The sequence below is a fragment of the Novosphingobium aquimarinum genome (assembly GCF_009746585.1).
Lineage (GTDB): Bacteria > Pseudomonadota > Alphaproteobacteria > Sphingomonadales > Sphingomonadaceae > Novosphingobium > Novosphingobium aquimarinum.
Map to the genome: position 1 here is coordinate 258,855 of NZ_WRPO01000001.1, position 25,217 is coordinate 284,071.

Here is a 25,217-nt window from a genome sequence, read left to right on the forward strand (position 1 = left end):
GTCAGTCGGCCCCCAGAATCCAGTCGACCGCGGCATCGGCATGGATGCGCGTGCAATCGAAGATCGGCAAGACGTTGGCATCGACATCGACGATCATTTCGAGCTCCGTGCACCCCAACACGACGGCCTTGGCGCCCTCCTGCTGGAGCACGGTGATGATCGATCGCAACTCGCGCTCGGACTGGCGGGTCGCCTTGCCGAACATGAGCTCCTCGTAAATGATCCGGTCGAGCGTCTCGACCCGCGCGAGGTTGGGCGGCAGCAGTTCGATGTCGCGCGCGATCAGCTTTTGACGATAGAACGTATCGAGCATGACGTTGCGTGTGCCGATCAGCGCCGCATGCTGCATTTCCTGCGCGACCATCGCATCGGCCACGCATTCCGCGATGTGCAGCATTGGCACCGAAACCGCGTCGGCGACCTGGTCGTACACTTTGTGCATCGAATTGGCGCCGATCAGGATCGCGGTCGCGCCCCCGTCCTCGAGACGTTTGGCACTGTCCGACAATGTCGCCGCCGCGCGCTCCCAGTCCTGCGCGCTGGAAAGCCGCATCAGACTCGAGGCATCGAGGCTCTCGATCAGCAAGGGCGCACTCGCCGTCAGCCCCGCGCGGGCCTGAATGCCGCGCTGGATGTGCTCGTAATAGGTTCGGGTCGAATACCAGCTCAGGCCGCCGATAAGGCCGATCTTGCGCAAGATCCGCTTCTCCTCGTGGGTTGTCTGAAACCGCCTAGCGGACGAGGCCACTACCGCACAAGGCGGCCGAACTGGCGGTTACCCCGATAAGCTCGGGATCGCCGATTTTCCGGACGATGACGAGGTAGTCCGCCAGTGTTCGCCGTTCGCCCCGAAGCGCCTCCAGCTTGCGCAGCTGGCCGATCGACAGCCGATCGACCATCCGCCCGGCCATGCAATCGGCATGACGATCCGACAAGCCGGCTTCGACCAGCGCGCCGCGCACTCGGCTTTCGGCGATTGCGGAAATGCAGCCCGACAGGGCCGCCGCCGCCAGAAGCAGCGGCACCAGCGCCCTGCTGGGCCGCATCAGTCAGCCAGCGCCTTGTTGATTTCCTCGACCATCTTCTTGGCATCGGACAGCAGCATCATCGTCTGGTCCATGTAGAAGACATCGTTGTCGACGCCGGCATAGCCCACACCGCCCATCGAGCGCTTGATGAAGAAGACCTGCTTGGCCTTGTCCACGTCGAACACAGGCATCCCGTAGATCGGCGAGGACTTGTCGGTCTTCGCGGCAGGATTGACGACGTCGTTGGCGCCGATGATGAACGCGACGTCGGCCTGCGCGAATTCCGAGTTGATGTCCTCGAGCTCGAAGACCTCGTCATAAGGCACGTTCGCTTCGGCGAGGAGCACGTTCATGTGCCCCGGCATGCGCCCCGCGACCGGATGGATCGCGTATTTGACGCTGACGCCGTGCTCCTTGAGCTGATCGCCCATCTCGCGCAGCACGTGCTGGGCCTGCGCCACCGCCATGCCGTAGCCCGGGATGATGATGACCGTTTCGGCTTCCTTCATCAGATATGCCGCATCCTCGGCCGAACCGCGCTTCCAGGGACGGTCGGTCTTGGCGACGCCGGGACCCGCGTCGCCCGCATCGGCACCGAAGCCGCCGGCGATCACCGAGATGAACGAGCGATTCATCGCCCGGCACATGATGTACGACAGGATCGCACCCGATGCGCCGACGAGCGCGCCGGTGATGATCATCGCGGTGTTGTGCAGCGTGAAGCCCATCGCCGCCGCGGCCCAGCCCGAGTACGAGTTGAGCATCGAGACCACGACCGGCATGTCCGCCCCGCCGATCGGGATGATCAGCAGGAAGCCGATAATGAAGGCGAGCAGCGTGATCCAGACGATCAGCAGCCCCTCGCCCGGCCCGCCCGCACCGCTCAGCGCATAAGCCGCGACCAGAACGATGATCGCGGCCAGCACGCCGAGATTGATGACGTGACGTCCCGGGAGCATGATCGGCGAGCCCGACATGCTGCCGTTGAGCTTGAGGAAGGCGATGACCGAACCGGAAAAGGTGATCGCGCCGATCGCGATGCCCAGCGCCATCTCGATCCGGCTGGTGACCAGGATCTGACCGGCGGTATCGACAATGTCGAACGCACCCGGATTGAGCCAGGCGGCGAGTCCCACCAGTACTGCGGCAAGGCCGACGAGGCTGTGAAATGCGGCGACCAGCTGCGGCATCGCCGTCATCTGGATGCGGCGCGCGACCACGAAGCCGATGCCGCCGCCGATCGCGATCGCGATCAGGATCTGAACCAGCGTCGCCAGGTCAGCGGCGGTCGGTTCGGGCAGGAACTGGCCTTCCGGTACCGGCGCCTTGAGCAGCATCGTGGTGAACACCGCAATCGCCATACCGGCCATGCCGAAGCGGTTGCCCTGGCGCGATGTCGAAGGCGAGGACAAGCCCCGCAACGCCAGGATGAAGAACACGCCGGCAACCAGATAGGCCAGCGCCACCCATGGGTTGACCTCGTGGATCACTGGAACCGCGAGCGCCGGCTCGGGCATGGTCTCGGGGGCGAGGAGCGCCACTATTTGCGCTCCTTCTTCTTGTACATCGCGAGCATGCGCTCGGTGACGGCGAAGCCGCCGAAGATGTTGATACTGGCGAGCACGATACCCACCAGGCCGAGCCAGCGCGCCGTCGGGCTTTCGCTCGCCGCCGCGGCGATCAGGGCACCGACGATGATCACTGAGGAGATCGCGTTGGTCACCGCCATCAGCGGAGTGTGCAGCGCCGGCGTGACCGACCAAACGACGTAATAGCCCACGAAGCAGGCCATCACGAAGATCGAAAGGATTGCGATGAAGTTCATGAAATCCTGACCTCGCTTCAGTCCAGCAGTCGCGCGTTGACGATTTTGCCGCCCTTGGTGAGGCGGATGGCATCGCCGATTTCCTCGTCCAGCACGGGTCCACCCGCCTCCTTGTCCCAGAAAGCGGACAAAAAGTTGAACAGGTTGCGTGCGAACAGGGCCGAGGCGTCGGCAGGAAGGTGTGCCGGCGTGTTCGAATAGCCGATGATCTTCACGCCATGGCGCTCGACCACTTGATCGGCGACGGTGCCCTCGACATTGCCACCTTGCGGCGCGGCGAGATCGAAAATCACGCTGCCGGCTTTCATCGTCGCGATCTGCGCATCGGTCACCAGGCGCGGCGCGGGGCGACCGGGGATCAACGCCGTAGTGATGACGATGTCCTGTTTGGCGATATGGCTGGAGACCAGTTCGGCCTGTGCCTTCTGATATTCCTCGCCCATTTCGGTGGCGTACCCGCCAGAGCCCTCACCCTCGATACCGGCGACGCTCTCGACGAAGATCGGCTTGGCCCCGAGCGAGAGGATCTGCTCCTTCGTCGCCGAGCGCACGTCCGTCGCGGAAACTTGCGCACCCAGGCGGCGCGCGGTCGCGATCGCTTGCAGGCCGGCAACGCCCACGCCCATGACGAAGGCCTTGGTGGCGCTGATCGTCCCCGCCGCCGTCATCATCATCGGGAAGGCACGGCCATACGTGTCGGCAGCGGCCAGCACCGCCTTGTAGCCGGCAAGGTTCGACTGCGAGGAGAGAATGTCCATCGACTGCGCGCGGGTGATGCGCGGCATGAACTCCATCGCTAGCGCCTCCAGCCCGGCAGACGCATAGGCATCGATGCGCTCGCGCTTGCCGAACGGGTCAAGCCCGGCGACGATCCAGGCTCCGGAATTGACGCCCGCCAGCAGCGCCGGATCGGGAGCCTGGACGCCCAGCACGATATCCGCACCCGCGACCGTCTGCGCCACGTCGGCAACGCTGGCTCCGGCCGAAGCGTAGTCCTCGTCCGAGATCGAGGCGGAGACGCCCGCTCCCGATTCGACGGCGAGCTGGGCGCCAAGCGCGGTCAATTTCTTGACCGTCTCGGGTGTCGCCGAAACGCGCGTTTCTCCCGGAGCGCGTTCCGTCAATACCGCGATCCGGCGAGGCGTGCTCATGTGCCGATCAAGACGCGATCAGGAGAACGACGATCGCTGCCACGATCACGCTGAGGATCGTTCCCCACTTCAACATGACGAGAAAGCCGCTGTACGTGGAAGTTGCCGCCTTCATGTCTTGACCTTCAGCCATCAAAATGTCCCCCGCTGTATAGGATCTCAGCCGGAGCCTTTAGCCGCCAGTTTCGCCTCGCTCAAGGCTTTAGCCTTAATCTGGCCTTTACCTGGCACCTCTAAGAGGTTTCCTCGTAGTTTATGTGAACCGGGGGACCGCTGGCGCGCCATGGCGGATACGGACAATCGTCTGCTCATGCTCATCGATGATGAGCCGGCGCAATCGCGGCTCATCACCGCGCTTGCTTCACGCGAAGGCTGGCGCACGATTGTGGCGCGCGATGCCGAAACCGCAATCGCGCAACTCGGCACGCGCCAGGGCATGCAGCTATCGGCGATCATCCTCGACCAATGGGTGCCCGGTGACGGTGCCTGCGAACTGATCGCCGAGCTGAAGTCGCGGCGCCCCGCCTTGCCGATCCTGATGCTCACGTCGAGCACGTCTCCGCTGCTGGCAGTCGAGGCGATGCGCGCGGGCGCGAGCGATTATCTCGTCAAGCCGGTCGCGCCCGATCGTTTGATGCAGGCCCTGCGCGCTGCGACCACCCGCGAAACACCGCGTGACGAACTCGCGCCACTGACCGAAAAGCTGCTGTCCAACCCCGATTTCGAATCGATGATCGGCGCCGCGCCGACGTTCCGCAAGGCGCTGGCCGTCGCGGCCAAGGCGGCACGCGGGCACGGGCCGATCCTGATCGAGGGCGAAAGCGGCACCGGCAAGGAAATGCTGGTGCGAGCGATGCATGCGGCCAGCCCGCGCGCGAAGATGCCGCTGCGCATCGTCAATATCGCCGGTCTGCCGGCCAATTCGATCGAATCGGTGCTGTTTGGACACGAGAAAGGCGCCTTCGCCGGCGCGTTCGATCGACAGATCGGTGCGATTCAACACTGCGACGGCGCCACGCTCGCGATCGACGAAATCGATCGACTGCCCGAATCCGTGCAAGTGCGCCTGCTCGAAGCGCTGCAAAAAGGCGGGGTCCGCCCGATCGGTGCGAGTCACAGCTTCCGGGTGGACGTCCGGCTGATCGTGGCCAGCAACCTGCCCTTGCGCGAACTGGTGGATGGCGGCGTATTCATGCCGGAGCTTCAGGAAGCGCTGTCGAGCGTCTGCGTCCAGCTGCCGCCGCTGCGCGAACGCCACGGCGACATCGCCGCGCTTGCCCGCTTCTTCCTCGCTCGCATCGGCGAACAGCCAGGGCTGCGCGAACTGGGTATCACCGACGGCGCGCTCTCGCTGCTGACTGCGTACGACTGGCCCGGAAACGTGCGCCAGCTGCAGGCGGTGCTGTTCCGGGCGGCGGTCTTCTGCGACGGCGATGCGCTCACCGCGGACGACTTTCCACAGCTTCTCGACATTCTGGGCACAGACCAGTCCACAGCTTCATCCACAGCGCATCAGGCCAACCACGGGGTCATGCTCTACACGGCGGACGGCAATCTACGCCCGCTCGAAGAGATCGAGGCCGATGTCATCCGCCTTGCGATCGGCCTCTATCGTGGCCGCATGACCGAAGTGGCGCGCAGGCTCGGGATTGGCCGTTCGACGCTGTATCGCAAGCTCTCGGAACTCGGGATCGACAACGCCGCCTGATCCGCTGGGCGAAAGCGCTGCGTCTTTCAGTCCGCCAGTTGCGTAAAGTCCGTCAGCGCAGCATCGCGCAAACCCCGCCAGACTTTCACCGCTTGCACCGTTTCCGGCACATCGTGAACGCGCAACAGGTGTACGCCGGCTTCCAGCGCCTTGACCACCAGCATCAGCGATCCGCCGAGGCGGCGGTGCGCGGGCGCTTCATTGGCGAGGGCACCGATAAACCGCTTGCGGCTCGATCCGACGAGCAGCGGCTGCCCCAGGGCATGGAATAGCGGCAGCGCGTTCATCAGCGCGAGATTGTCCGCGAGCGATTTGCCAAAGCCGATCCCGGGATCGAGTACGATCCGTTCGCGGACAATTCCTGCCGCCACCGCGGCATCGCGCCGCTCGCGCAGCCAGTCGAACACATCGAGCACGACATCGCCGTAGCCCGGTCCATCATGCAGGGCGTCGCCTTCGCCCGGCGCGTGCATCAGCACGACCGGAACGCCCGATCGCGCCGCGAAATCGAGGCTGCGCGGATCGTAGCGCAAGGCCGAAACATCATTGAAAACGTGCGCGCCCGCCGCGAGCGCCGCTTCCATCACCGCCGGCCTCCGAGTGTCGATGCTGATGGCGGCGCCCATCGCGGCAAGCTGCTCGACCAGGGGAATGACGCGTTTGATCTCGTCGCCTTCCCAAACCCCCGCTGCGCCCGGGCGCGTCGATTCGCCGCCGACGTCGATGATCGCCGCACCTGCCTCGAGCATGGCGGCCGCGTGATCGCGCGCCACTTCGGGCCGGTCGAGAAAGTCGCCGCCGTCGGAAAAGCTGTCGGGCGTGACGTTGAGAATGCCCATGATCTGCGGCTGGTCGAGGCGGATGACGCGATCCCCGCAAGTCAGTGGGGCGTGGGCCTTACCCAGGTCCGACCACTGTGCTGCTGCGTCTTCGGCAAGGTCATCGGGGAGCGCATCGAGGCCGCCGGCGATAGCGTCAGCCCCAAACCTGTCTCGCGAAACGATACGCCCGCCCTCGCGCACGATCAGCGCGAACCGGCTCGCCCAGACCATAGCGCCGCCAAGCCGGATCGCAGTGCCGTCCTCGCTTTGCGGGCTGTCGGCAAAAGCGATCGGCCGGATGTAGACCCTGCGTGTCATGGGGTGGATTTACATTCGGATCAGGGTTCGGTCGACAGCAGGTAAAGCTGGCGCAGCGCATCGATCGGTTTGGTCTCGCCTTCGTGCTCGGTGTGCCAGAAGGTCCAGCCATTACAGGCAGTGGCGCCCTGCACTTTCGCCCCGACGCCGTGGATCGAGCCCTCATGCGTTTCGGCGGTGAGCGAACCGTCGGCGCGCACGGTTGCCCGGTAGCGGCCCTTGCGATCGGTCAGTTCCGTGCCGGGCTTGATCCATCCCGTTTCGACCAGCACGCCGAACGCCACCTTGGGCGCGCTGCGCTTGCTCTGCATGGTGGTCAGCGCGCTTTCGTCGAGCGGTAGCGCCAGTTCGATCCGCTCGCGCGCGGCGTCGCGATAGGCGGGCTCGCGCTCGCAGCCGATCCATTGCCGGCCGAGGCGGCGCGCCACGGCGCCGGTCGTCCCCGTCCCGAAAAAGGGATCGAGCACGACGTCGCCCTTCTGCGTCGTCGCCAGCATCACTCGGTAAAGCAGGGCCTCGGGCTTTTGCGTCGGGTGCACCTTGGCGCCATCCTTGCGCAGCCGTTCCTGCCCCGCGCAGATCGGCAGCACCCAGTCCGAGCGCATCTGCAACTCGTCGTTGAGCGTTTTCATCGCGCGGTAATTGAAGGTGTAGCGCGCCTTTTCGCCCATCGAGGCCCAGATCAGCGTCTCGTGCGCATTGGTGAAGCGCGTCCCCTTGAAGTTCGGCATCGGGTTGGCCTTGCGCCAGACGATGTCGTTGAGGATCCAGAAGCCGAGGTCCTGCAAGGTCGCGCCGACGCGGAAAATGTTATGATAGCTGCCGATCACCCAGAGCGATCCATTGGGCTTCAGCACTCGGCGCGCTTCGGCGAGCCACGCCTTGGTGAAAGCGTCGTAAGCGGCGAAGCTATCGAACTTGTCCCAATCATCGGTCACCGCATCGACGTGGCTGCCATCGGGACGCGCGAGGTCGCCGCCGAGTTGCAGATTGTACGGCGGATCCGCGAAGACCATGTCGATCGAGGCATCGGGGATCGTGCGCATCGCCGCGATGCAGTCGCCATCGAGGATCTGCCCGACCGGAAGCTCGCGCGTTCGCTCGAGCACCTTCGGGCGATGCTGCAATATCGTTTCCACCACTACCCGCTCCGAGTTGCCCCCAATCACCGCAGGGTGAGTCCTCGCGGACTCCTCGTCAAGCTGCGACTCGCCGGAATTACTGCCATTTTATGGTGAAAATGCCGTAAACAGATCGCGATGAGCGAGTCAGGACCACATCATCGTGTGGTCTTCCTTCTCTTGCGCCGCAACATGTGGAGGGTGTGTCCCACAGGACTCGCTGCGAATTTTGTTTTTATGCGACACTCGTAATCGCATTAATGACGTTCACCATCCGCGAAGAGGAGGCTGAATCTTGGCACTGAAAATCATCGGGGCGGGCCTGGGGCGTACCGGGACGATGTCGTTGAAGATAGCGATCGAATATCTCGGCTTCGGGCCCTGCCTCCACATGACGGAAATGTTCGCCGATATTCATCGCCAATTGCCGCTATGGCTCGATGCCGTGGACGGCCATCCGGATTGGGATGCGATTTTCGAAGGTTTCGTCTCGTCCTGCGACCATCCCTCCAGTGACTTCTGGCGCGAACTTCATGCGTATTATCCCGAAGCCAAGGTCGTTCTGACCACGCGCTCGGCCGAAAGCTGGTACGCTTCGGTGACGTCGACGATTTACAACGATGACAATTTCGCGGCGATGCCCGAGAACCCGCTGAAAAACATCCTGACCCGGCACATCGGCCCGCAGCCCCGCGACATCCTCAAGGACAAGGCAGCGGCGATCGCCTGGTTCGAAGCGCGCGAGGCGGAGATCATCGCCACCGTGCCCAGCGATCAGCTGCTCGTGCTGCCGGTGGGATCGGGGTGGGAGCCGCTCTGCGAATTTCTCGGCGTCGACGTTCCCGACGTCGCCTATCCCAAAGTCAATTCCGCCGAGGAATGGCACGAATCCGCCACTCGCCCACCCCCGCCCGGCGCGCCGGAGGGATTGGATTTCATAGTGATGATGGGCAACGCCATGCTCGCCACGATGCGCGCGCAGGCCTGGCGATGAACGACGACCGGGGGAGCGCTGGTTAGCCCGGCACCCGATCGGGATCGCTCGTTAGGGGCGGTATCCTCCGCGATCAGCAAGGCGCGCTGGCACGGCTGCAGGGCCGGTCGGTAAGCCCGTCACAACGCCATTTCCAGTTGTGCGACCGGAGCGAAGCTGCGCCGGTGATGAATGGTCGGCCCATGGTGCCGCAAGGCGGCGACATGTTCGGGCGTTCCGTACCCGGCATTACGCTCCCACCCGAATTGCGGGTGCTCCAGGGCCAGGTCACGCATCACACGGTCGCGATGCTCCTTGGCGATGATCGAGGCCGCCGAGATGCACGGTTCGATCCCATCCCCGCCGACGATCGCGCGCGCCTGCCAGCGCCACTCGGGTCGCCGCCCCGCCGGGGTCAGGTTGCCATCGACGCGAACCTCGCACGGATCTTCGCCCAGCTTCTCGCACAGGCCCTGCACCGCCAGGCTCATCGCCAGCATCGTCGCGCCGAAGATGTTGAGCCGGTCGATATCGGCCACGTCGACCACGCCGACGGCCCACTGGCACCGCCGCTTGATCGCCGCTTCCAGCACCGCCCGCCGTTCACGGCTGAGTTTCTTGGAATCGTCGAGGCCGACCGGCCGCGGCTTGCACAATGCGACCGCGGCCGCGACCACGGGACCCGCGAGCGGTCCGCGCCCGGCTTCGTCAACCCCGACAATGAGGCCTCTGGCACTTCCGTGCTTGATCTGCGTTAAAAGGGTCATGACATACTTGCGTTTGCTCTCCTTCGTATCCCCTCTCGGCCTCATGATCGCAAGTTGCAGTCAGGCCGCACCCGGGGAAAACAGCCCCGCGATGGCCTCGGACGAACCCTTCCGCACCGAAGTCGTCGCGCAGTTCGACGAACCCTGGGCGATGGATTTCGACGATGCGACGGGGACGATGTTCATCACCGAGAAGAAGGGGACGATCCGCTTCCGCCGGCCGGACGGAACGATCGGACAAGTCAGCGGCGCTCCCAAGGTCGATTATGGCGGCCAGGGTGGGCTTGGCGATATCGTCTTCGGGCCGACGCCGGGTTCGCTAGCCGAGGGCCGGACGGTATACCTGAGCTGGGCCGAAGCGGGCAACGGCGACACTCGCGGCGCGGCCGTCGGGCGCGCGAACCTCGTCTGCAAGACCGGGGATGCCTGCGCTCTTGAGGACCTGAAAGTGATCTGGCGCCAGCAGCCCAAGGTGACGGGTCGCGGCCACTATTCGCACCGGATCGCGTTCTCGCCGGATGGCCAATACTTGTTCATTGCGTCTGGCGAGCGACAGAAGATGCAGCCGGCGCAGGACACTTCGAACACGCTCGGCACGATCGTGCGGCTCGATCTCGACGGCAATCCGGCCCAGGGCAATCCGATGGCGGGCAAGCCATCTCCGACCGATCAGATCTGGTCCTACGGCCACCGCAACATCCTGGGTCTGGCATTCGACGAGACCGGTCGGCTGTGGGATCTGGAGCACGGCCCGCGCGGCGGCGATGAATTGAACCTCGTCGAGCCGGGCAAGAATTATGGCTGGCCGCTCGTATCCAACGGCGTCCACTATGACGGCGAACCGATCGCGGATCATTCGACGCGCCCCGATCTCGCGGCCCCGGCGATCAGTTGGGATCCGGTCATCGCGCCGGGGGACTTCATCTTCTATTCGGGCGACGATTTCGCCGAATGGCGAGGCGAAGCCGTGATCGCGGCCATGAAGCCCGCCGGCATCGTGCGGGTCGCGATCGACGGAACCAGTGCGCGCGAGGTTGCCCGCTACCCGACCGAACATCGGATCCGCGAGATCGAGCAAGGACCCGATGGGGCAATCTGGCTGCTTGAGGACGGCAAGGAAAGCGGCGCGAGCCGGTTGCTGAAGCTGGTGCCGAACCGGCCGTAATAGCATCGACAAGCCTGCTCGCAGCGCCTATCGGCCCGCAGCCATGACTGTCTCCGCTGCCCAGGACGCGCGTGCCGCGATCATTCCTCTCGACAACGTCGATCCGGCGCTGGTCGAAAATCTACTCGATCGCGCCTTCGAACCGGAACGCAAGCGCCGCACCGCCTACAAGGTCCGCGAGGGTATGGACTGGCTGCCCGCGCTGAGCTTCGCCGCGCTCGACGAGAGCGACATGATGGTGGGGACGATCCAGTGCTGGCCGGTCGCGCTGACCGATACGGACGGCCGCGCGCATCCGATGATCATGGTCGGGCCGGTCGCGGTGCTGCCTGAGCTTCAGCAGCAGGGCTACGGTAAGGCGCTGATGGCAGCGACGCTGGGCGGGATCAATGCGGCCGCGCCCTTGCCGCAAGTGCTGATCGGCGATGCGGAATATTACGGCAAGAACTGGGGCTTCTCGGCCGAGGCGACCGCGGACTGGACGCTTCCCGGCCCGTGGGACCCGTCGCGCTTGCTGGTGCGGTGCGACAACCCCGCGGTTCTGCCCAAAGAGGGCCGCCTGGGCCCTTGGCTCCGCTGAGCCGATCTGGCATCGACCGGAGATGCCCTATGAGCCGCCTCCCGAACTTTCCGGACTTTCGCTGGCCGAAATCGCCGAACTCGTCGCTGCACGTGACTTGCCGCCGCTCGAGACCTGGCGCCCCGCGCACGAAGGCGACAGCGAAATGCGGATCGCTGCCGACGGCCGCTGGTACCACCAGGGCAGCGAAGTGCGGCGCCCCGCGATGGTGCGCGCCTTCGCTTCGTTGCTGATGCGCGATGCCGAGGGTCAACACTGGCTCGTCACGCCGGTGCAGCGCTTGTCGATCGAAGTCGAGGATGCCGCCTTCATCGCCACCGACGTCCGCGAGGAAGGCGGCGCCCTCGCCTTCCGGCTCAATACCGACGATCTCGTGATTGCCGGGCCCGAGCATCCGCTGCGCGCCGCGGGTGATGCCGAAACGCCGGCCATGTATCTGGCCGTGCGGCACGGCACCGAGGCGCGGCTCAACCGCAGCACCTGGGCCCAGCTCGCCGAGATCGCAATCGCCGGCGATGGCCGCTCGGTCTCCAGCCAGGGCAAGACGTTCTCGCTCGTTCCGGCATGAGCGCGCTGTTCGAGCGCGTTTCCCGGTTGCACGCCCAAGGCCACGCCGCCGCGCCACCCGGACTCTGGAGCGATCCGCGCATCGACGAGATCGAGGCCTTCATTCCCGCGGCTGTGCTCGTCGCGCTGGTCGAGCGCGAGCGCCCCGGCATGCTGTTTCTGCATCGCCCGGCCACCATGCGCGCGCACCCCGGCCAGATCGCTTTCCCCGGCGGTCGCATCGATCCCGGCGAAGACGCGATCGAGGCGGCCCTCCGGGAAGCTTGGGAAGAGCTGGGGATCGAGCCCGAACGCGTCCGCGTGATCGGGACCAGCGATCGCTATCGGACGGGGTCGGGCTACGAAATCACTCCGGTGATCGGCGTGGTGCCGCCAGACCTCGAAATTCGTCCCAATCCCGCCGAAGTCGCGCAGTGGTTCGAAGCGCCCGCCGACTTCGTCCTCGATCCGGCGAACCAGCAAATGAAAACAATCGGCATCAGGGGCCGCCAGCACGAATTCGTCCAAGTCGATTGGCAAGGCCATCAGATCTGGGGGGTGACGGGCGCCATTCTCCACAATCTTGCCGGACGGCTGCGCTGGCATGACTGAGCGACTGCCCGAGGCCGCTTGGACCGGGCGTGAGGATCTGCGCGCTCTGGTCGCAGCCATGGGTGCCGGCAACGCGCGCTACGTCGGCGGCGCCGTGCGCGACACGCTGCTGGGGCTGCCGGTCAAGGACATCGACATGGCGACGGTGTTGCGCCCCGACGTGGTGATGCAGCGTCTTTCTGCCGCGGACATCCGCTGCATTCCGACCGGGATCGCGCATGGCACGGTGACCGCAGTCCTGGACGGAGGGCCCGTGGAAGTGACGACGCTTCGCCACGACGTCGCGAGCGACGGACGCCACGCGGTGGTCGCCTTCGCCGATGACTGGCGCGAAGATGCGGCGCGGCGCGATTTCACGATCAACGCGCTCTATGCCGACCCCGAAACGCGCGACGTGTTCGACTGGTTCGGCGGGCTGGACGATTTGGCGGCGCGGCGCGTGCGTTTCATCGGCGATCCCGAGGAGCGGATCCGCGAGGATCATCTGCGCATCCTGCGCTACTTCCGCTTTCAGGCGCGGTTCGGATCGCGCCCCGCCGACGAGGCCTCCGAGCAGGCCTGCGCAACGTTGTCCGCCACGCTCAAAGGTCTGTCGCGCGAGCGGGTCGGGATGGAGACTCTCAACCTTCTGGGCTTGTCCGACCCGGCGCCGACGGTGCGGCGCATGGCCGAACTGGGCGTGCTGGAAGTGATCCTGCCGGAAGCCGATCCCGAAGGGCTGGAACGGCTCGTAGAGCAGGAGCGCCGACAATCGGTCGGGCCGGACGCGATCCGCAGACTGGCGGCGCTCCTGCCCGCAGATCGCACTCTGGCGGGCCTAGTCGCCGCGCGCTTCCGGCTTTCCGGCGCACAGAAGAAGCGGCTTATGACGGCCGCGGACCGCAGCGAGACCCCCGGCGAAGCGCGTCCGCTTGCCTACCGGCTGGGCCGCGAGGCCGCGTGCGACCGGTTGCTGATCGGCGGCGCCGACATCGCTCCGCTCGCAGGCTGGGAGGCGCCGGCACTCCCGCTGCGCGGCGGCGAGATCGTGGCGCGTGGCATCGCGTCCGGACCCGATGTCGCCCGCATCCTGCGCACGGTCGAGGATCGCTGGATCGCCGAGGGCTTCCCCGATCGAGCGCGGGTCGAGCGATTGCTGGACGAGGCGATCGACGGATGAAACCGGTCAGCCTGCCGTAAGCATTTGCGTGCTAGGACGCACAGTGATGGACGTAACCGAACTGTTTGATTTCCTTCGATCGCAACCGCTGCTGGCACTCGCCATCGGCGCGATCTTCCTGACGACGCTGGGCGGCATGATCCGCCGGCCGGCGCCGCTTGCCGGCGGTTTCATCCGGGGCGTCGGCAACCTCGGCCTGCTCGCCGCGCTCCTCCTGACGATCGCGCAAGTCACGCGCTTTACCAGCGGGCACGATTTCGCGCTGCCTCAGCTCGATATGCCCGCACAGCGCGTCGAGGGCAGCGAAACCCGCGTGCCGATGGGCGGCGACGGCCACTTCTGGATCGAGGCGAAGGTCAACGGCGTGGAGCAGCGCTTTCTCGTCGATACCGGTGCCACGCTCACCGCCATCTCCCCGCGCACCGCCGTCGAGTCCGAAGTGCCCGAACGACAATTCCCCCAGGCCGTCGCGATGCGCACCGCGAACGGCAATATCCGCGCCGAACTCGCGACGATCGCCGAACTGCGCTTCGGCAATGTCGTCGCGCGCGATCTCGACGCCGTGGTCGCGCCGGGGCTGGGTGACACCAATGTCATCGGCATGAACCTGCTGAGCCGGCTCGCCAGCTGGCGCGTCGAGGGTAAGACGCTGATCCTGGTGCCGAACAATCCGCAGCCGGTAGAGAAGAGCTGAACACTACGGAGCGGTCTCGCTGAGCCTCAGGAAGCGCGCCGCATTGTCGTGCAGGATCGCTTTCTTCTGAGCATACGTCAGAAACGGCGCCTCGTTGATCGCGGCTACGCCCTCATCGATCAGACCCGGCCAATTCATCTGATCCGACCCGAACATAATGCGATCGCCGAAACCGGCATCGACGATCTCTTCGAGGAATCGGTAATATTCCTTTCGGGTCAGCGCGGCCTGCAGAACCCCGGTATCGACCATCAATTGCGGCCAGGCATAGAGCATCGCCTTGAGATCTTCGACATAGGGCCACCCAGCGTGCATTGCGTAGACGCGAAGCTTGGGATGGCGGGCAAGCACGGCTTCCAGATGGCGAGGGTTCTGGATGCGGAAGTCGGGAAAGACCATGGGCGAACCCGGCGGCCCGACACCCACATCGATGCCGACGGGCAGGTCCTTTGCTTCGGCCATGGCCCAATACGGTTCGAAGCGCGGATCGTCGGCGAAGACGCCATCATACTGGATCGTCACCTCCGACAGCACCGCAATCTCACCCCGATCGAAGGCATCAGCAATCGCATCCGGCGAATGACGCGCCATCGCGCTCAGGCTGAGATACTGCGCCGGAATGAACGTGCCCTTCGGCGCGGCCTGCATCCAGTCGCGCAAACTCTCCCGTTCGCCTGAAAGCACCCCGCGCCCCTTGTGCCGCGCCAGCGCGGCGATCGTCTCGTCACGATTCTCCGCATCTGTCGAAGCCGCTTCGACCGGCCTGGCGCACGCGGCCTGCGTCATGATCCGGCCAAGGGTCTCGGGCCAGGGTTCGCGCGGATCGTAGCGCATATCTGCCGCTGAGCCGGGACACAGCTTGCTGCCGGGCGGGCCGTTCTCACCGGCATGGGCAGCATGGAGATGCATGTCGATGATCGGCCCCTCGTAGGCACGACGCGACACGTCTTGCGCCACTACGGCAAATTGGCACGGCACGACGATCGCCAGCAGAACAATCAAGGCGCGCATCGGTTTCCCCTCAATGGACCCCGCGCTCGCCAGTTTATCAGACTAGAACTTGTTGTCGCGCGGAAATCCCTGGGGGGGCATGCGGCCGGCGGCGCCGCGCGCAACCTTCCACATCATCATGTCCTTTTCGGTGCGCGTACGGCCGGTGTCACCGCCCATCGCCCAGGAAAGGCCGTCTTCCAGCTTGAGCGTGGTGGCATCCGCCAGTCCGCCGTCACGATAGCGCTGGAGCATGACCCCCTGGCCCTTGGCGAGCACGGGCAGCTCTTCAAGACTGAACACCACCAGCTTGCGGTTCTCGCCCACCACCGCGACGTGATCGTGTTCCTCCGGGATCTCGCGCACGACTTCGAGCCGCACGCCCGGCTTGGTCGTCACCACCGCCCTGCCCTTGCGGGTTTCGGCGAGGAGTTCATCGCTGACGGCTGCGAAGCCCTTGCCCGCGCTAGACGCCAGCAACAGCTGCATCTTCGGCCGATGCGGGATGACCGCGACGATCTGCGCGCTCGCATCGATGTCGAGCATCGTGCGGATCGGTTCGCCAAACCCGCGCGCGCCCGGCAACTTGTCGCCTCCGAGCGTGTAGAACCGGCCATTGTCGAGCGCGATCAGCAGCTTGTCGGTGGTCTGCGCATGGAAGGCGAAGGCCGGGCCATCGCCTTCCTTGAACTTGAAATCGCTATCCAGCGGCACATGGCCGCGCGCGGCGCGGATCCAGCCCTTGGCCGAGAGGATGACCGTGAGCGGCTCCTTCTCGATCATCGCGTCGAGGCTGAACTCGACCGTCGGCTCGGCTTGCGCGATCGTCGTGCGGCGCCGACCGAGCGCGGTATCCTCGGCATAGTCCTTGCGCAGGTTCGTCAGATCGCGCTTGAGCCGCGTGCGCTGGCGGGCCGGGCTTTCCAGCAGCTTGTTGAGCTCGTCCTGCTCTTTCAGCAGATCCTCACGCTCCTGGCGCAGCTCCATTTCCTCGAGCTTGCGCAAGCTGCGCAGCCGCATGTTGAGGATCGCTTCGGCCTGGCGGTCAGTGAGATTGAACTCGGCCATCATGATCGGCTTGGGCTCATCCTCGGTGCGGATGATCTCGATGATCCGGTCGAGATTGAGGTAGGCTATGATGTAGCCTTCGACCAGTTCGAGGCGGGAGGCGATCTTGTCGAGCCGGTGCTGGGTGCGCCGGACCAGGATATCGATTTGCGACTTGATCCATTCCTGCAGCAGCAAGCGGATCCCCAAGACGCCGGGCGTACGACCGGCATCGAGCACGTTGAGATTGAGCGTAAACCGGCTTTCGAGGTCGGTCAGGCGGTAAAGACTTTCCTTCAGCAGTTCCGGATCGATCTTCCTGCTCTTAGGCACGAAGACGATGCGCACTTGCTCGTCGCTTTCGTCGCGCACGTCCTCGAGGATCGGCAGCTTGCGGTCGGCAATGAGTTGCGCGACTTGCTCGATCAGCTTGCCCTTGGGCAGCATGTAGGGGATCTCGGAAATAACGAGCTGCCATTGGCCCCCGCCGAGCCGCTCGATCCCGGTTTCCTCCCACGTGTCGCCCGTGCGACCCGTCGAGAAACGCCCCCGCATCCGGAACGAGCCCTTGCCGGTCTCGTAAGCAGTGCTGATCGCTTCGGGACTGTCGACGACAAGGCCGCCGGTGGCGAAGTCCGGCCCCTTGAACACCTTCATGATGTCCGCATGCTCGGCGTGCGGATTGTCGATCAGCATCAGCGAGGCATCGATCACTTCGGCGACGTTGTGGCTGGGGATCGAGGTCGCCATGCCGACGGCGATGCCGGTCGCACCGTTGGCCAGCAGATTGGGAAACAGCCCCGGAAAGATTTCCGGCTCTTCCTCTTCGCCGTTGTACGTCGGATGAAACTCGACCGTGCCTTCGTCGAGCCCGGCCATGAGCTGGATCGCGGTCTTGGTGAGGCGCGCTTCGGTGTAGCGATAGGCGGCGGCGTTATCGCCGTCGATATTGCCGAAGTTGCCCTGCCCCTGGACCAGCGGGTAGCGCAGCGAGAAGTCCTGCGCGAGACGCACCATCGCGTCGTAGACGGAACTGTCGCCATGCGGGTGGTACTTGCCGATGACGTCGCCGACGACGCGCGCCGATTTCTTGTACGCGCTCGCCGGATCGAGCTTCAATTGCCGCATCGCCCACAAGAGGCGGCGGTGCACCGGCTTCAGTCCGTCGCGCAGATCCGGCAGCGACCGCGCGGTGATCGTCGAAAGCGCATAGACGAGATACCGCTCCGACAGCGCCGCATCGAACGGCGCGTCGACGATCGCGTCGAACGGATCGGAATCGTCGTCGGTGATCTCGGCCATGCAAGCGGCCCTAGCAGCCTGAGATTCGGCGCGAAAGCGCACGGGCACTGCTTATCCATAGGGATGCGCTCCGGTTTGGTCCGCAAAGCGCCTTGCGCTCGCGACAAACCGGTGGCGCGCCAGGAACACCTCGGCAGTCCGGACCGTTTGGAGGGCAACCGTTAGACTCAAAGGAGACGTACCCATGGCCCGCAAGGTCCTCATCATCGCCACCGATGGTTTCGAACAATCCGAGCTGATCGAGCCGCGCCGCGCGCTCGAGGACGCCGGAATCGAAACCGTCGTCGCCAGCCCCGAAAAGGGCGAGATCAAAGCCTGGGACAAGACCGACTGGGGCAAGAAGGTCAAAGTCGACATCACCCTCGATGAGGTCAACGTGAGCGATTACGACGGCCTGGTTCTGCCGGGCGGTCAGATCAATCCGGACAAGCTGCGCATCGAAGAAAAAGCGGTGTCGTTGGTTGGCGAATTCGTCCGTTCCGGCCGCACGGTTGCCGCGATCTGCCACGGTCCCTGGCTCCTGGTGGAGGCCGACGTCGTACGCGGCAAGACTCTCACCAGCTGGCCCTCGGTTCGCACGGACTTGCGCAACGCCGGTGCGAACGTGGTCGATCAGGAAGTCGCGATTGACGGCAATATCATCACGAGCCGCAACCCGGACGACATCCCGGCATTTTCGAAGGCCGTGATCGAGGCGGTGAACAGCAGCGTCAACGCCTGATCCCTTCTGCGTCCCGGGCGTTCAGCCGATTTGCATATCGCGCGACACGCCCGGGATCCGGACTTCGAGCCCGTCGAAGTCCTCTTCCAGTTCGATCTGACACGACAGGCGGCTGGTGCGGGTTACGCCGGCCGCTAGGTCGAGCATGTCCTCCTCGTCCATCGACGCATCGGGCAGACGCTCGAACCAATCGTCTTTGACGATGACATGGCACGTCGAGCAGGCCATCTGGCCTTCGCACGTACCTTCCAACGGCATGCCTGCGGCCTGCGCGACTTCCAGCAATCGCGATCCCGGCTCGGCCTCTGCCGTGATCCTATCGCCATCGGCAGTCACAAAAGAGACGGTCAGCAAATCAAACTCCCTGCGCCGAAGCGGCGTTATCCAAGCGTGCGCAGGCATCCTCTAGTTCGTTAACGTTAGTATATCGTCCAAATCCCAAGCGAACAGAGCTTTTAGCTTGCGCGGGAGTGAGGCCGAGGGCGGTCAGCACATGACTGGAGCGCCCGGAACCGCTGGCACAAGCCGATCCGGCCGAAAACGCGACATCGCGCACGTCCGACATCAGGCGACCGACATCCAGCCCATCCAGCCTAAGGTTCAAATTTCCGGGCCAGCGCGCCTGCGCCGATCCATTGAGCGACCATCGCGCGAGAATTTCGCAGGCGCGGTTCCAGAGCGCGCGGATGTGCGCCTCGTCGACGCTCTGCCGCTCGAGAGCGAGCGACGCTGCCGTCCCGAAGCCCGCGCACAAGGCTGGGCTCAAGGTGCCCGATCGCAAGCCCTGCTCCTGCCCGCCGCCATGCTGGACCGGTACGAGTTCGACGCCGTCGCGGATCCACAAGGCCCCGATACCCTTGGGGCCGTAGAGCTTATGCGCCGAAATCGCGATGAGATCGGCCGACTGCGGCGCAGCGATCTTGCCGGCGCCCTGAACGGCATCGCACAACGTGAGCGCGCCTAATGCCTTCGCGCGTCGCGCCAGAGCATCGACCGGCTGGATCGTACCGATCTCGTTGTTGACCTGCATGACCGCGAGCAGGCGCGTATCGGCGGGCAAGTCCGCATCCGCGGCAACGATGCCGTCACGCCCCACCGGAAGCCTCTCCACGTCGAGCGCGCCGCGCATCGCATCGGCGCAGTCGAGTACGGCGGCATGCTCGATCGCGCTGACGGCCAGCGTGCCGCCATCGCCGCGCAGGCTGCCTTTGATGGCCAGGTTGATCGCCTCGGTCGCGCCACTGGTGAAAATCACGCGTCCGCCAGCTGGAAACAGCGCGGCGACTTGCTCGCGCGCGACTTCGACGGCGGCGGCGGCAGCGCGTCCCGGTCGATGCGGGCTATGCGGATTGGCGAAACCCGCCGTATCGGGTCCGCCAAGCCAGGGCAACATGGCTTCGCGCGCTTCCGGAGCGAGTGGCGTAGTCGCCTGATAATCGAGATAGATCACGCGCGCGCCTTCGGCGAACCGGCCATCTCGCGCCAGTTCTCGAGAAAGCGAAGGATATCGGCTTCGCGCGTTTCGGGGCCGATGCTGACGCGAATGACTTCGGACGCGGCCTTCTCGTCGAGCCCCATCGCGGCGAGGACGTGGCTGGGCCGCATCGAGCCTGACGAACATGCGCTCCCTGCCGACACGGCGATGCCGGCGCTGTCGAAACGAATGAGCTGCACCGCCGCGGCAACGCCGGGCATCCGCACGGCCCCGATCGTCGGACACCGCGGTGCATCCGGCGCGACCACTTCGCCGCCGGCATCCCGTATCGCGTCATCCAACATGGCGCGCAGCCGGGTTGCCTCGCCGAGCCAGTCGTTACCCGCCTCTAGCGCGGCAGCCATGGCGAGCACGCCGGGCAGGTTTTCGGTACCTCCGCGATAGCCGCGTTCCTGGCCGCCACCTGGGTGCAACAGCGACCAATCGCGCACCAGCAGCGCGCCGACACCAATCGGGCCACCGAACTTGTGCGCCGAACAGGCGATCATGTCGGCGTCCGGCAATGGCAGCTTGCCTGCACTTTGCGCGCAATCTGCGAACAGGACCCCGCCTGCCTGCCGAATAGCATCTCCGATTGCGGTCAGATCCTGAATGACGCCCGTTTCGGAATTGACGTGCTGAACGGCCACCAGTCCGGAGCGGGCCGCGTCGTCGGCGCCGCCGATCCTTCCATCGCCGGCAACCGCGATCCGTTCCGCCGCCCCGGCGACACGCAGCACGGCGTCATGTTCGACTGCCGAGACAGCAGCCAGAGGCCTCCGGGATTGCCCCAAGCCCAACGCGATCGCTTCGCTGGCGCCGGACGTGAAGACGAGTTCGCCCCGCCAATCGAGCGCCGCACGGACTCGCTCGCGGGCGTCTTCCAGCGCGGCGCGGGCGGCGCGCCCGGCGCGATGCGGGCTCGAGGGGTTCGCCCAGCACTCGAAACCTTCGAGCATGGCGCGTCGGGCCGCATCGCGAAGCGGCGCCGTGGCGGCATGATCGAGGTAAAGCGGTTTGGCGGTCATCGTTTGCAAGTTGTTTTCAATGCGGGTGTTTCTATATAGCGACCCTTCCTTTCCATTCATCCCCACCGGCCGCTCCATCCCCGGTGGGCATGAACGCTCCAATCGGCGTTAACCGGGGTTATCCATCACATGCCTGCAGTCATCTTTCCTGGTCCCGAAGGTCGTCTCGAAGGCCGGTTCCAGCCCGCGTCTCGGCCGCGCGCGCCGGTTGCGATGATCCTCCACCCGCATCCGCAGGCGGGCGGAACGATGAACGACCGCATCACGCAACACCTCTACAAGACCTTCGTCAATCGCGGTTTCGCGACGCTCCGCTTCAATTTCCGCGGCGTCGGCCGCAGCCAGGGCAGCTTCGACAACGGCATCGGCGAACTTTCCGATGCCGCGTCCGCGCTGGACTGGGTGCAGTCGATCCACCCCGAGGCTTCGACCACGTGGATCGCCGGATACAGCTTCGGCGCGCTGATCGGCATGCAGTTGCTGATGCGCAGGCCCGAAATTCGCGGCTTCATTTCGGTGTCGCCGCCGGCGAACATGTACGATTTCAGCTTCCTTGCGCCTTGCCCCGCTTCGGGCATCATCATCCAGGGCACCGCGGACACGGTGGTGACGCCCAATGCCGTGCAGAAGCTGGTCGACAAGTTGCGCACGCAAAAGCACATCACCATCCATCACGATGAAGTGCCGCGCGCCAACCACTTCTACGAAAACGAAGTGGAAGACCTGATGCATTCGGTCGACAACTACCTCGACATGCGACTCGCGCCCGACTGCCCGATCAAGTAGCCGCCAGACATTCGCGTTCGATCGACTGCCGGCCTGCTCGGCGGTCGGCTATTCAGTCGGGAGCCCCGACCGGATCGCGAGCGCTGTTGACCAGCGATTGCCCGGCCTCGTTGGGGATCGCCCAGATCGCCACATTCGCGGCCATGACCGCAGCCAGGACGAGCATCAGCACGGCTTGCCGGCGCAAGCCTTCGCGTCGCCACAGGTAGGCGGCACCAAGGCCAAGCAGGATCGTCGCGAGGACGAGAAGCGACAGCGCCAGATCAGTCATGGGCGGCGCCTTATCGTCTTGCGAGCGCTAGCGCGAGAGCTTGCGGAGCTTCTCCGACACCACCCGCGCGGATTGCGAATTATCGCCTTTCGGAACGAATCGCCCTGCTCCTGCATTGAATTTATAGCGGAGATAAAGGAGCGCCATCATGTCATCGAGCGAAAAGTCCGAGAAAAAACCCACGGAAACCACCCCCAAGCCGCGCAGTGCCGGTTCCTGCACCAACGGCACGACCACCCCGCCCGTCAAGAAAGCTGTCCACGGCGGCGCCATCGAGGGCGACACCTTGCAGACTCGTCACGGAACGCACGGCTGATTATCTGAGGGCGATTGCAGCTAAGCGCGTCGCCCTGAGGGCGGCGGCCTGCTGCGCCGCGCCTATCAAGTCGGGACATCATGAAAAAGGGGGCCACCGAACCGGTAGCCCCCCTTTTTCATTTTCACCGTTCACTGTCGATCAGACTGATCATTTCAGACTGATTTCCACGACTGATCGCGAATTGGGTTCGCGCAATCAGGCTGTCGCGGCGCTATGCGGCGCGGCCTTGCGCACGCCTTCGTCGACATGTGCCTCGAACTGCGAGAAGTTGTCGATGAAGAGGCGCACCAGGTTCTGCGCGGTCGCGTCGTATTCATCCGCATCGGCCCAGGCCGAGCGCTGATCGAGCAGACGATCCTCGACACCGTTGACGTGTACCGGCACTTCGAAACCGAAGTTGGGATCTTCGCGGAATTCCGAATCGTTGAGGCTGCCGTCAAGCGCGGCGTTCAGCAGCGCGCGGGTGGCCTGGATCGGCATCCGCTTGATGCCCTCCTGCGTCGCCTTGCCGCCGAACCAACCGGTATTGACGAGCCAGCACTTCACCCCGCCCTTGGCGATCCGCTCCTTGAGAAGGTTGCCGTAGACGGATGGGTGACGCGGCATGAACGGCGCGCCGAAGCAGGTCGAGAACGTCGCCTGCGGCTCGGTCACGCCGATTTCGGTGCCCGCCACTTTCGCGGTGTATCCCGAAAGGAAGTGATACATCGCCTGATCCGGCGTGAGACGGGCGATCGGCGGCAGGACGCCGAAGGCATCCGCCGTCAGCATGATCACGTTGGCCGGCACCGGCCCCATGTTGTCGGCCGAAGCGTTGGGGATGAAGTCGATCGGATACGCGCCGCGCGAATTTTCCGCGAGCGTGGCATCGTCGAGATCGAGCGTGCGTGTCTCCGGATCCATGACGACGTTTTCAAGCACCGTGCCGAAACGCTTGGTGGTCGCGAAGATTTCGGGTTCCGCTTCGGCGGAAAGCCGGATCATTTTCGCGTAGCAACCGCCTTCGAAGTTGAAGACCGCGGTATCGGACCAGCCATGCTCGTCGTCACCGATCAGTTCGCGGCTGGCGTCAGCCGAAAGCGTGGTCTTGCCGGTCCCCGAAAGGCCGAAGAACACCGCGGTCGAACCGTCGTCACCGATGTTGGCCGAGCAGTGCATCGGCATCACGCCCTTGGTCGGCAGCAGATAATTGAGAATGCCGAAGACGCTCTTCTTCATCTCGCCGGCGTAAGCCGTGCCGCCGATGAGAATGAGCTTTTCGGAAAAATTCACTGCGACGACCGTTTCCGAGCGCGAGCCATGGCGTTCGGGATCCGCGCGGAAGCTGGGCAGGTCGATGATGGTATATTCGGGCTCGAAGCCATCGAGCTCAGACGCATCGGGCCGCACCAGCAGCGTGCGAATGAACAGGTTGTGCCAGGCAAGCTCGTTGATCACGCGCACTTTAACGCGATGCTCGGGCTGCGACCCACCGAACAGGTCGGCAACGTAAAGTGTATCCTTTTCGCCCAGCGCCTTCATGAAGTCCGCCTTGAGCGCCGCGAAGTGCTCAGGCGTCATCGGAACGTTCACCTTGCCCCACCACACCGTGTTTTCGGTTTCGGCGTCCCGCACGATGAACTTGTCCTTCGCCGAGCGGCCAGTGTGCTTGCCGGTCTCCACCACCAGAGGACCGTCGGCCGCCAGCTTCCCTTCACCACGCGCGATCGCATGTTCGACCAGCTTGGCCGTGCCGAAGTTGGCATGGATCTTCGCATCAGTGGCAATGCCTTGGCGATCGAGTGGGAAGCTGAGCGAAGCGGTCAAGTCATCATCTCCAATTTGGGCAGATCCAAGTAGAATTGCCTGGGATCATACCATGAGTGCGCGCGGGATTCGCGGCGTCGCATAGGGCATGATTACAATACGCGTCAATTTCGGTGAATCCATTGCGAAATTCGGAATACCGTTGCGGCGTCAAGCTCTTCATGCCGGGGAGCAACTGCGCTATGCGCGGCCGAGCGCCCGAGCGGCGCAGGGAGCCGAGCAGTAGGACGATGACAGAACAGCCAGGCACTCAGCCGATCCAGGATGAGGGGCGCAACCGGCAGCAATGCATCGCGCTGGTCGACGATGACCGTAATATCCTGACGACGCTGTCAATCGGCCTCCAGGCGGAAGGCTTCGCGACGCGGGTCTATACCGATGGCGAAACGGCCCTGAAGGCCCTGCTTGATAACCCGCCGGACCTCGCGATCTTCGACATCAAGATGCCTCGGATGGATGGGCTGCAGCTGCTCGAGAGCTTTCGGCAAAAATCCATGCTTCCGGTGATTTTCCTCACCTCGAAGGACGAGGAACCCGATGAAGCGCTGGGACTCGCGCTCGGCGCCGATGACTATATCACCAAGCCTTTCAGCCAGCGCCTGCTGGTCGCGCGCATCCGAGCGATCCTGCGGCGCAGCGAACTGGTGCGCGACGAGCCCGACGCCGAAACCGCGAACGACATGCCCGAGCCCGTCGTCCGCGGCAGGCTCGCGCTCGACCCGGCGCGGCATCGCGTCACCTGGGACGGCAAGCCCGTCTCGCTCACGGTCACCGAATTTCTGATCCTCGAAGCGCTCGCGGCACGCCCGGGCGTGGTCAAGAGCCGCAATCAGCTGATGGATGCGGCCTACAACGAGGACATCTTCGTCGACGACCGCACGATCGACAGCCACATCAAGCGTCTGCGCCGAAAATTCCGGCAAGTCGAAGCGGAGTTCTCCGCGATCGACACGCTGTATGGTGCCGGATACGCCTTCGCCGATGGCTGATTTCGACGATGCCTGA

28 protein-coding genes are annotated in these 25,217 nt (G+C 64.7%); 12 read left to right on the forward strand and 16 right to left on the reverse strand.

The window, feature by feature from the left end:
* Position 1 precedes the first annotated feature (1 nt).
* Genes GQO94_RS01250 through GQO94_RS01275 form a run of 6 tightly spaced genes read right to left on the reverse strand, consistent with a single transcriptional unit; the run spans position 2 to position 4,137 of the window.
* A complete protein-coding gene (locus GQO94_RS01250; RefSeq protein WP_156839326.1) occupies positions 2 to 697 on the reverse strand; it encodes an aspartate/glutamate racemase family protein in 696 nt (231 codons plus the stop codon).
* 34 nt (positions 698 to 731) lie between these two features.
* Positions 732 to 1,046, reverse strand: coding sequence for a hypothetical protein (locus GQO94_RS01255; protein ID WP_232332708.1), 315 nt, complete (start codon positions 1,044 to 1,046; stop codon positions 732 to 734).
* Positions 1,046 to 2,545 carry an NAD(P)(+) transhydrogenase (Re/Si-specific) subunit beta gene (locus GQO94_RS01260; RefSeq protein WP_156839489.1) on the reverse strand — a complete coding sequence of 500 codons (1,500 nt, stop codon included), beginning with the start codon at positions 2,543 to 2,545 and terminating at the stop codon, positions 1,046 to 1,048. The genes GQO94_RS01255 and GQO94_RS01260 overlap by 1 nt, the downstream gene beginning before the upstream one ends.
* 23 nt (positions 2,546 to 2,568) lie before the next feature.
* Positions 2,569 to 2,853, reverse strand: a complete 285-nt coding sequence (locus tag GQO94_RS01265; protein WP_156839327.1) for an NAD(P) transhydrogenase subunit alpha — start codon at positions 2,851 to 2,853, stop codon at positions 2,569 to 2,571.
* A 17-nt stretch (positions 2,854 to 2,870) separates the two neighbouring features.
* Complete coding sequence (locus tag GQO94_RS01270; RefSeq protein ID WP_156839328.1) at positions 2,871 to 4,004, reverse strand: NAD(P) transhydrogenase subunit alpha; 1,134 nt, start codon at positions 4,002 to 4,004, stop codon at positions 2,871 to 2,873.
* 7 nt (positions 4,005 to 4,011) lie between these two features.
* A complete protein-coding gene (locus tag GQO94_RS01275) occupies positions 4,012 to 4,137 on the reverse strand; it encodes an aa3-type cytochrome c oxidase subunit IV (protein ID WP_156839329.1) in 126 nt (41 codons plus the stop codon).
* A gap of 150 nt (positions 4,138 to 4,287) precedes the next feature.
* On the opposite strand from GQO94_RS01275, the gene GQO94_RS01280 reads away from it, so the two are divergent.
* Positions 4,288 to 5,712, forward strand: coding sequence for a sigma-54-dependent transcriptional regulator (locus GQO94_RS01280; RefSeq protein WP_156839330.1), 1,425 nt, complete (start codon positions 4,288 to 4,290; stop codon positions 5,710 to 5,712).
* Between the two features lie 26 nt (positions 5,713 to 5,738).
* On the opposite strand, the gene folP is transcribed toward GQO94_RS01280, so the two are convergent.
* Together folP and GQO94_RS01290 are read right to left on the reverse strand one after the other, a co-directional pair.
* Positions 5,739 to 6,851, reverse strand: coding sequence for a dihydropteroate synthase (gene folP, locus GQO94_RS01285; protein WP_156839331.1), 1,113 nt, complete (start codon positions 6,849 to 6,851; stop codon positions 5,739 to 5,741).
* A gap of 20 nt (positions 6,852 to 6,871) precedes the next feature.
* Positions 6,872 to 7,978, reverse strand: a complete 1,107-nt coding sequence (locus GQO94_RS01290) for a site-specific DNA-methyltransferase (protein ID WP_408636563.1) — start codon at positions 7,976 to 7,978, stop codon at positions 6,872 to 6,874.
* 289 nt (positions 7,979 to 8,267) lie between these two features.
* Between GQO94_RS01290 and GQO94_RS01295 the strand changes: the two genes are divergently transcribed.
* Positions 8,268 to 8,966, forward strand: coding sequence for a sulfotransferase family protein (locus tag GQO94_RS01295; RefSeq protein ID WP_156839332.1), 699 nt, complete (start codon positions 8,268 to 8,270; stop codon positions 8,964 to 8,966).
* 119 nt (positions 8,967 to 9,085) lie between these two features.
* On the opposite strand, the gene GQO94_RS01300 is transcribed toward GQO94_RS01295, so the two are convergent.
* On the reverse strand, positions 9,086 to 9,712 hold the full coding sequence (locus GQO94_RS01300) for a ribonuclease HII (RefSeq protein ID WP_198045738.1): 627 nt from the start codon (positions 9,710 to 9,712) through the stop codon (positions 9,086 to 9,088).
* On the opposite strand from GQO94_RS01300, the gene GQO94_RS01305 reads away from it, so the two are divergent.
* The 6 genes from GQO94_RS01305 to GQO94_RS01330 are packed head-to-tail and all read left to right on the forward strand — an operon-like array spanning position 9,711 to position 14,468.
* The gene (locus GQO94_RS01305; protein WP_156839334.1) at positions 9,711 to 10,877 is read left to right on the forward strand and encodes a PQQ-dependent sugar dehydrogenase; all 1,167 of its coding nucleotides are present in this window, start codon (positions 9,711 to 9,713) and stop codon (positions 10,875 to 10,877) included. The two genes, GQO94_RS01300 and GQO94_RS01305, sit on opposite strands and share 2 nt — an antisense overlap.
* Positions 10,878 to 10,920: 43 nt before the next feature.
* Entirely contained in the window at positions 10,921 to 11,457 is a 537-nt protein-coding gene (locus GQO94_RS01310) for a GNAT family N-acetyltransferase (RefSeq protein ID WP_156839335.1), read from the forward strand.
* A 22-nt stretch (positions 11,458 to 11,479) separates the two neighbouring features.
* Positions 11,480 to 12,025: a DUF1285 domain-containing protein gene (locus GQO94_RS01315; protein ID WP_156839336.1), complete on the forward strand. Its 546-nt coding sequence runs from the start codon at positions 11,480 to 11,482 to the stop codon at positions 12,023 to 12,025.
* A complete protein-coding gene (locus GQO94_RS01320) occupies positions 12,022 to 12,615 on the forward strand; it encodes a CoA pyrophosphatase (RefSeq protein WP_156839337.1) in 594 nt (197 codons plus the stop codon). Before GQO94_RS01315 ends, GQO94_RS01320 begins: the two co-directional genes overlap by 4 nt.
* Positions 12,608 to 13,774, forward strand: coding sequence for a CCA tRNA nucleotidyltransferase (locus tag GQO94_RS01325; RefSeq protein WP_156839338.1), 1,167 nt, complete (start codon positions 12,608 to 12,610; stop codon positions 13,772 to 13,774). The genes GQO94_RS01320 and GQO94_RS01325 overlap by 8 nt, the downstream gene beginning before the upstream one ends.
* A 46-nt stretch (positions 13,775 to 13,820) precedes the next feature.
* Entirely contained in the window at positions 13,821 to 14,468 is a 648-nt protein-coding gene (locus GQO94_RS01330; RefSeq protein ID WP_156839339.1) for a retropepsin-like aspartic protease family protein, read from the forward strand.
* 3 nt (positions 14,469 to 14,471) lie between these two features.
* Here GQO94_RS01330 and GQO94_RS01335 read toward each other — a convergent pair whose 3' ends face one another.
* Both GQO94_RS01335 and parC read right to left on the reverse strand, forming a co-directional pair.
* Positions 14,472 to 15,479: an amidohydrolase family protein gene (locus tag GQO94_RS01335; protein WP_156839340.1), complete on the reverse strand. Its 1,008-nt coding sequence runs from the start codon at positions 15,477 to 15,479 to the stop codon at positions 14,472 to 14,474.
* A 42-nt stretch (positions 15,480 to 15,521) separates the two neighbouring features.
* The gene (gene parC, locus GQO94_RS01340) at positions 15,522 to 17,807 is read right to left on the reverse strand and encodes a DNA topoisomerase IV subunit A (RefSeq protein ID WP_156839341.1); all 2,286 of its coding nucleotides are present in this window, start codon (positions 17,805 to 17,807) and stop codon (positions 15,522 to 15,524) included.
* A gap of 184 nt (positions 17,808 to 17,991) precedes the next feature.
* Here parC and GQO94_RS01345 point away from each other — a divergent pair, with 184 nt between their 5' ends.
* The gene (locus GQO94_RS01345) at positions 17,992 to 18,528 is read left to right on the forward strand and encodes a type 1 glutamine amidotransferase domain-containing protein (protein WP_156839342.1); all 537 of its coding nucleotides are present in this window, start codon (positions 17,992 to 17,994) and stop codon (positions 18,526 to 18,528) included.
* 21 nt (positions 18,529 to 18,549) lie between these two features.
* On the opposite strand, the gene GQO94_RS01350 is transcribed toward GQO94_RS01345, so the two are convergent.
* From GQO94_RS01350 to GQO94_RS01360, 3 genes are read right to left on the reverse strand one after another with little or no spacing between them, the layout of a single operon-like run.
* Entirely contained in the window at positions 18,550 to 18,882 is a 333-nt protein-coding gene (locus GQO94_RS01350; protein WP_232332709.1) for a 2Fe-2S iron-sulfur cluster-binding protein, read from the reverse strand.
* A 1-nt stretch (position 18,883) separates the two neighbouring features.
* Entirely contained in the window at positions 18,884 to 19,978 is a 1,095-nt protein-coding gene (locus GQO94_RS01355) for a cysteine desulfurase family protein (RefSeq protein ID WP_156839344.1), read from the reverse strand.
* On the reverse strand, positions 19,975 to 21,030 hold the full coding sequence (locus tag GQO94_RS01360; protein WP_156839345.1) for a cysteine desulfurase family protein: 1,056 nt from the start codon (positions 21,028 to 21,030) through the stop codon (positions 19,975 to 19,977). Before GQO94_RS01360 ends, GQO94_RS01355 begins: the two co-directional genes overlap by 4 nt.
* A gap of 129 nt (positions 21,031 to 21,159) precedes the next feature.
* Here GQO94_RS01360 and GQO94_RS01365 point away from each other — a divergent pair, with 129 nt between their 5' ends.
* On the forward strand, positions 21,160 to 21,816 hold the full coding sequence (locus GQO94_RS01365) for an alpha/beta hydrolase (protein ID WP_156839346.1): 657 nt from the start codon (positions 21,160 to 21,162) through the stop codon (positions 21,814 to 21,816).
* 52 nt (positions 21,817 to 21,868) lie between these two features.
* On the opposite strand, the gene GQO94_RS01370 is transcribed toward GQO94_RS01365, so the two are convergent.
* A complete protein-coding gene (locus GQO94_RS01370) occupies positions 21,869 to 22,087 on the reverse strand; it encodes a hypothetical protein (RefSeq protein ID WP_156839347.1) in 219 nt (72 codons plus the stop codon).
* Positions 22,088 to 22,235: 148 nt separating this feature from the next.
* On the opposite strand from GQO94_RS01370, the gene GQO94_RS01375 reads away from it, so the two are divergent.
* Positions 22,236 to 22,403, forward strand: a complete 168-nt coding sequence (locus GQO94_RS01375; protein WP_156839348.1) for a hypothetical protein — start codon at positions 22,236 to 22,238, stop codon at positions 22,401 to 22,403.
* A gap of 198 nt (positions 22,404 to 22,601) precedes the next feature.
* Here the strand turns inward: GQO94_RS01375 and GQO94_RS01380 are convergent, their stop codons facing one another.
* Complete coding sequence (locus tag GQO94_RS01380; protein WP_156839349.1) at positions 22,602 to 24,212, reverse strand: phosphoenolpyruvate carboxykinase; 1,611 nt, start codon at positions 24,210 to 24,212, stop codon at positions 22,602 to 22,604.
* 230 nt (positions 24,213 to 24,442) lie between these two features.
* On the opposite strand from GQO94_RS01380, the gene GQO94_RS01385 reads away from it, so the two are divergent.
* On the forward strand, positions 24,443 to 25,201 hold the full coding sequence (locus GQO94_RS01385) for a response regulator transcription factor (RefSeq protein WP_156839350.1): 759 nt from the start codon (positions 24,443 to 24,445) through the stop codon (positions 25,199 to 25,201).
* Positions 25,202 to 25,217 lie beyond the last annotated feature (16 nt).

What these genes read in the sequence shown, in the direction of transcription:
- GQO94_RS01375 (WP_156839348.1), top strand. Translation starts at nt 22,236, where the DNA reads ATGTCATCGAGCGAAAAGTCCGAGAAAAAACCCACGGAAACCACCCCC.
- GQO94_RS01315 (WP_156839336.1), top strand. Translation starts at nt 11,480, where the DNA reads ATGCCCTATGAGCCGCCTCCCGAACTTTCCGGACTTTCGCTGGCCGAA.
- GQO94_RS01265 (WP_156839327.1), bottom strand. Translation starts at nt 2,853, where the DNA reads ATGAACTTCATCGCAATCCTTTCGATCTTCGTGATGGCCTGCTTCGTG.
- GQO94_RS01300 (WP_198045738.1), bottom strand. Translation starts at nt 9,712, where the DNA reads ATGACCCTTTTAACGCAGATCAAGCACGGAAGTGCCAGAGGCCTCATT.
- GQO94_RS01370 (WP_156839347.1), bottom strand. Translation starts at nt 22,087, where the DNA reads ATGACTGATCTGGCGCTGTCGCTTCTCGTCCTCGCGACGATCCTGCTT.
- GQO94_RS01385 (WP_156839350.1), top strand. Translation starts at nt 24,443, where the DNA reads ATGACAGAACAGCCAGGCACTCAGCCGATCCAGGATGAGGGGCGCAAC.
- GQO94_RS01360 (WP_156839345.1), bottom strand. Translation starts at nt 21,030, where the DNA reads ATGACCGCCAAACCGCTTTACCTCGATCATGCCGCCACGGCGCCGCTT.
- GQO94_RS01310 (WP_156839335.1), top strand. Translation starts at nt 10,921, where the DNA reads ATGACTGTCTCCGCTGCCCAGGACGCGCGTGCCGCGATCATTCCTCTC.
- GQO94_RS01335 (WP_156839340.1), bottom strand. Translation starts at nt 15,479, where the DNA reads ATGCGCGCCTTGATTGTTCTGCTGGCGATCGTCGTGCCGTGCCAATTT.
- GQO94_RS01270 (WP_156839328.1), bottom strand. Translation starts at nt 4,004, where the DNA reads ATGAGCACGCCTCGCCGGATCGCGGTATTGACGGAACGCGCTCCGGGA.
- GQO94_RS01255 (WP_232332708.1), bottom strand. Translation starts at nt 1,046, where the DNA reads ATGCGGCCCAGCAGGGCGCTGGTGCCGCTGCTTCTGGCGGCGGCGGCC.
- GQO94_RS01365 (WP_156839346.1), top strand. Translation starts at nt 21,160, where the DNA reads ATGCCTGCAGTCATCTTTCCTGGTCCCGAAGGTCGTCTCGAAGGCCGG.
- GQO94_RS01320 (WP_156839337.1), top strand. Translation starts at nt 12,022, where the DNA reads ATGAGCGCGCTGTTCGAGCGCGTTTCCCGGTTGCACGCCCAAGGCCAC.
- GQO94_RS01260 (WP_156839489.1), bottom strand. Translation starts at nt 2,545, where the DNA reads ATGCCCGAGCCGGCGCTCGCGGTTCCAGTGATCCACGAGGTCAACCCA.
- folP (WP_156839331.1), bottom strand. Translation starts at nt 6,851, where the DNA reads ATGACACGCAGGGTCTACATCCGGCCGATCGCTTTTGCCGACAGCCCG.
- GQO94_RS01345 (WP_156839342.1), top strand. Translation starts at nt 17,992, where the DNA reads ATGGCCCGCAAGGTCCTCATCATCGCCACCGATGGTTTCGAACAATCC.
- GQO94_RS01330 (WP_156839339.1), top strand. Translation starts at nt 13,821, where the DNA reads ATGGACGTAACCGAACTGTTTGATTTCCTTCGATCGCAACCGCTGCTG.
- parC (WP_156839341.1), bottom strand. Translation starts at nt 17,807, where the DNA reads ATGGCCGAGATCACCGACGACGATTCCGATCCGTTCGACGCGATCGTC.
- GQO94_RS01325 (WP_156839338.1), top strand. Translation starts at nt 12,608, where the DNA reads ATGACTGAGCGACTGCCCGAGGCCGCTTGGACCGGGCGTGAGGATCTG.
- GQO94_RS01280 (WP_156839330.1), top strand. Translation starts at nt 4,288, where the DNA reads ATGGCGGATACGGACAATCGTCTGCTCATGCTCATCGATGATGAGCCG.
- GQO94_RS01275 (WP_156839329.1), bottom strand. Translation starts at nt 4,137, where the DNA reads ATGGCTGAAGGTCAAGACATGAAGGCGGCAACTTCCACGTACAGCGGC.
- GQO94_RS01305 (WP_156839334.1), top strand. Translation starts at nt 9,711, where the DNA reads ATGACATACTTGCGTTTGCTCTCCTTCGTATCCCCTCTCGGCCTCATG.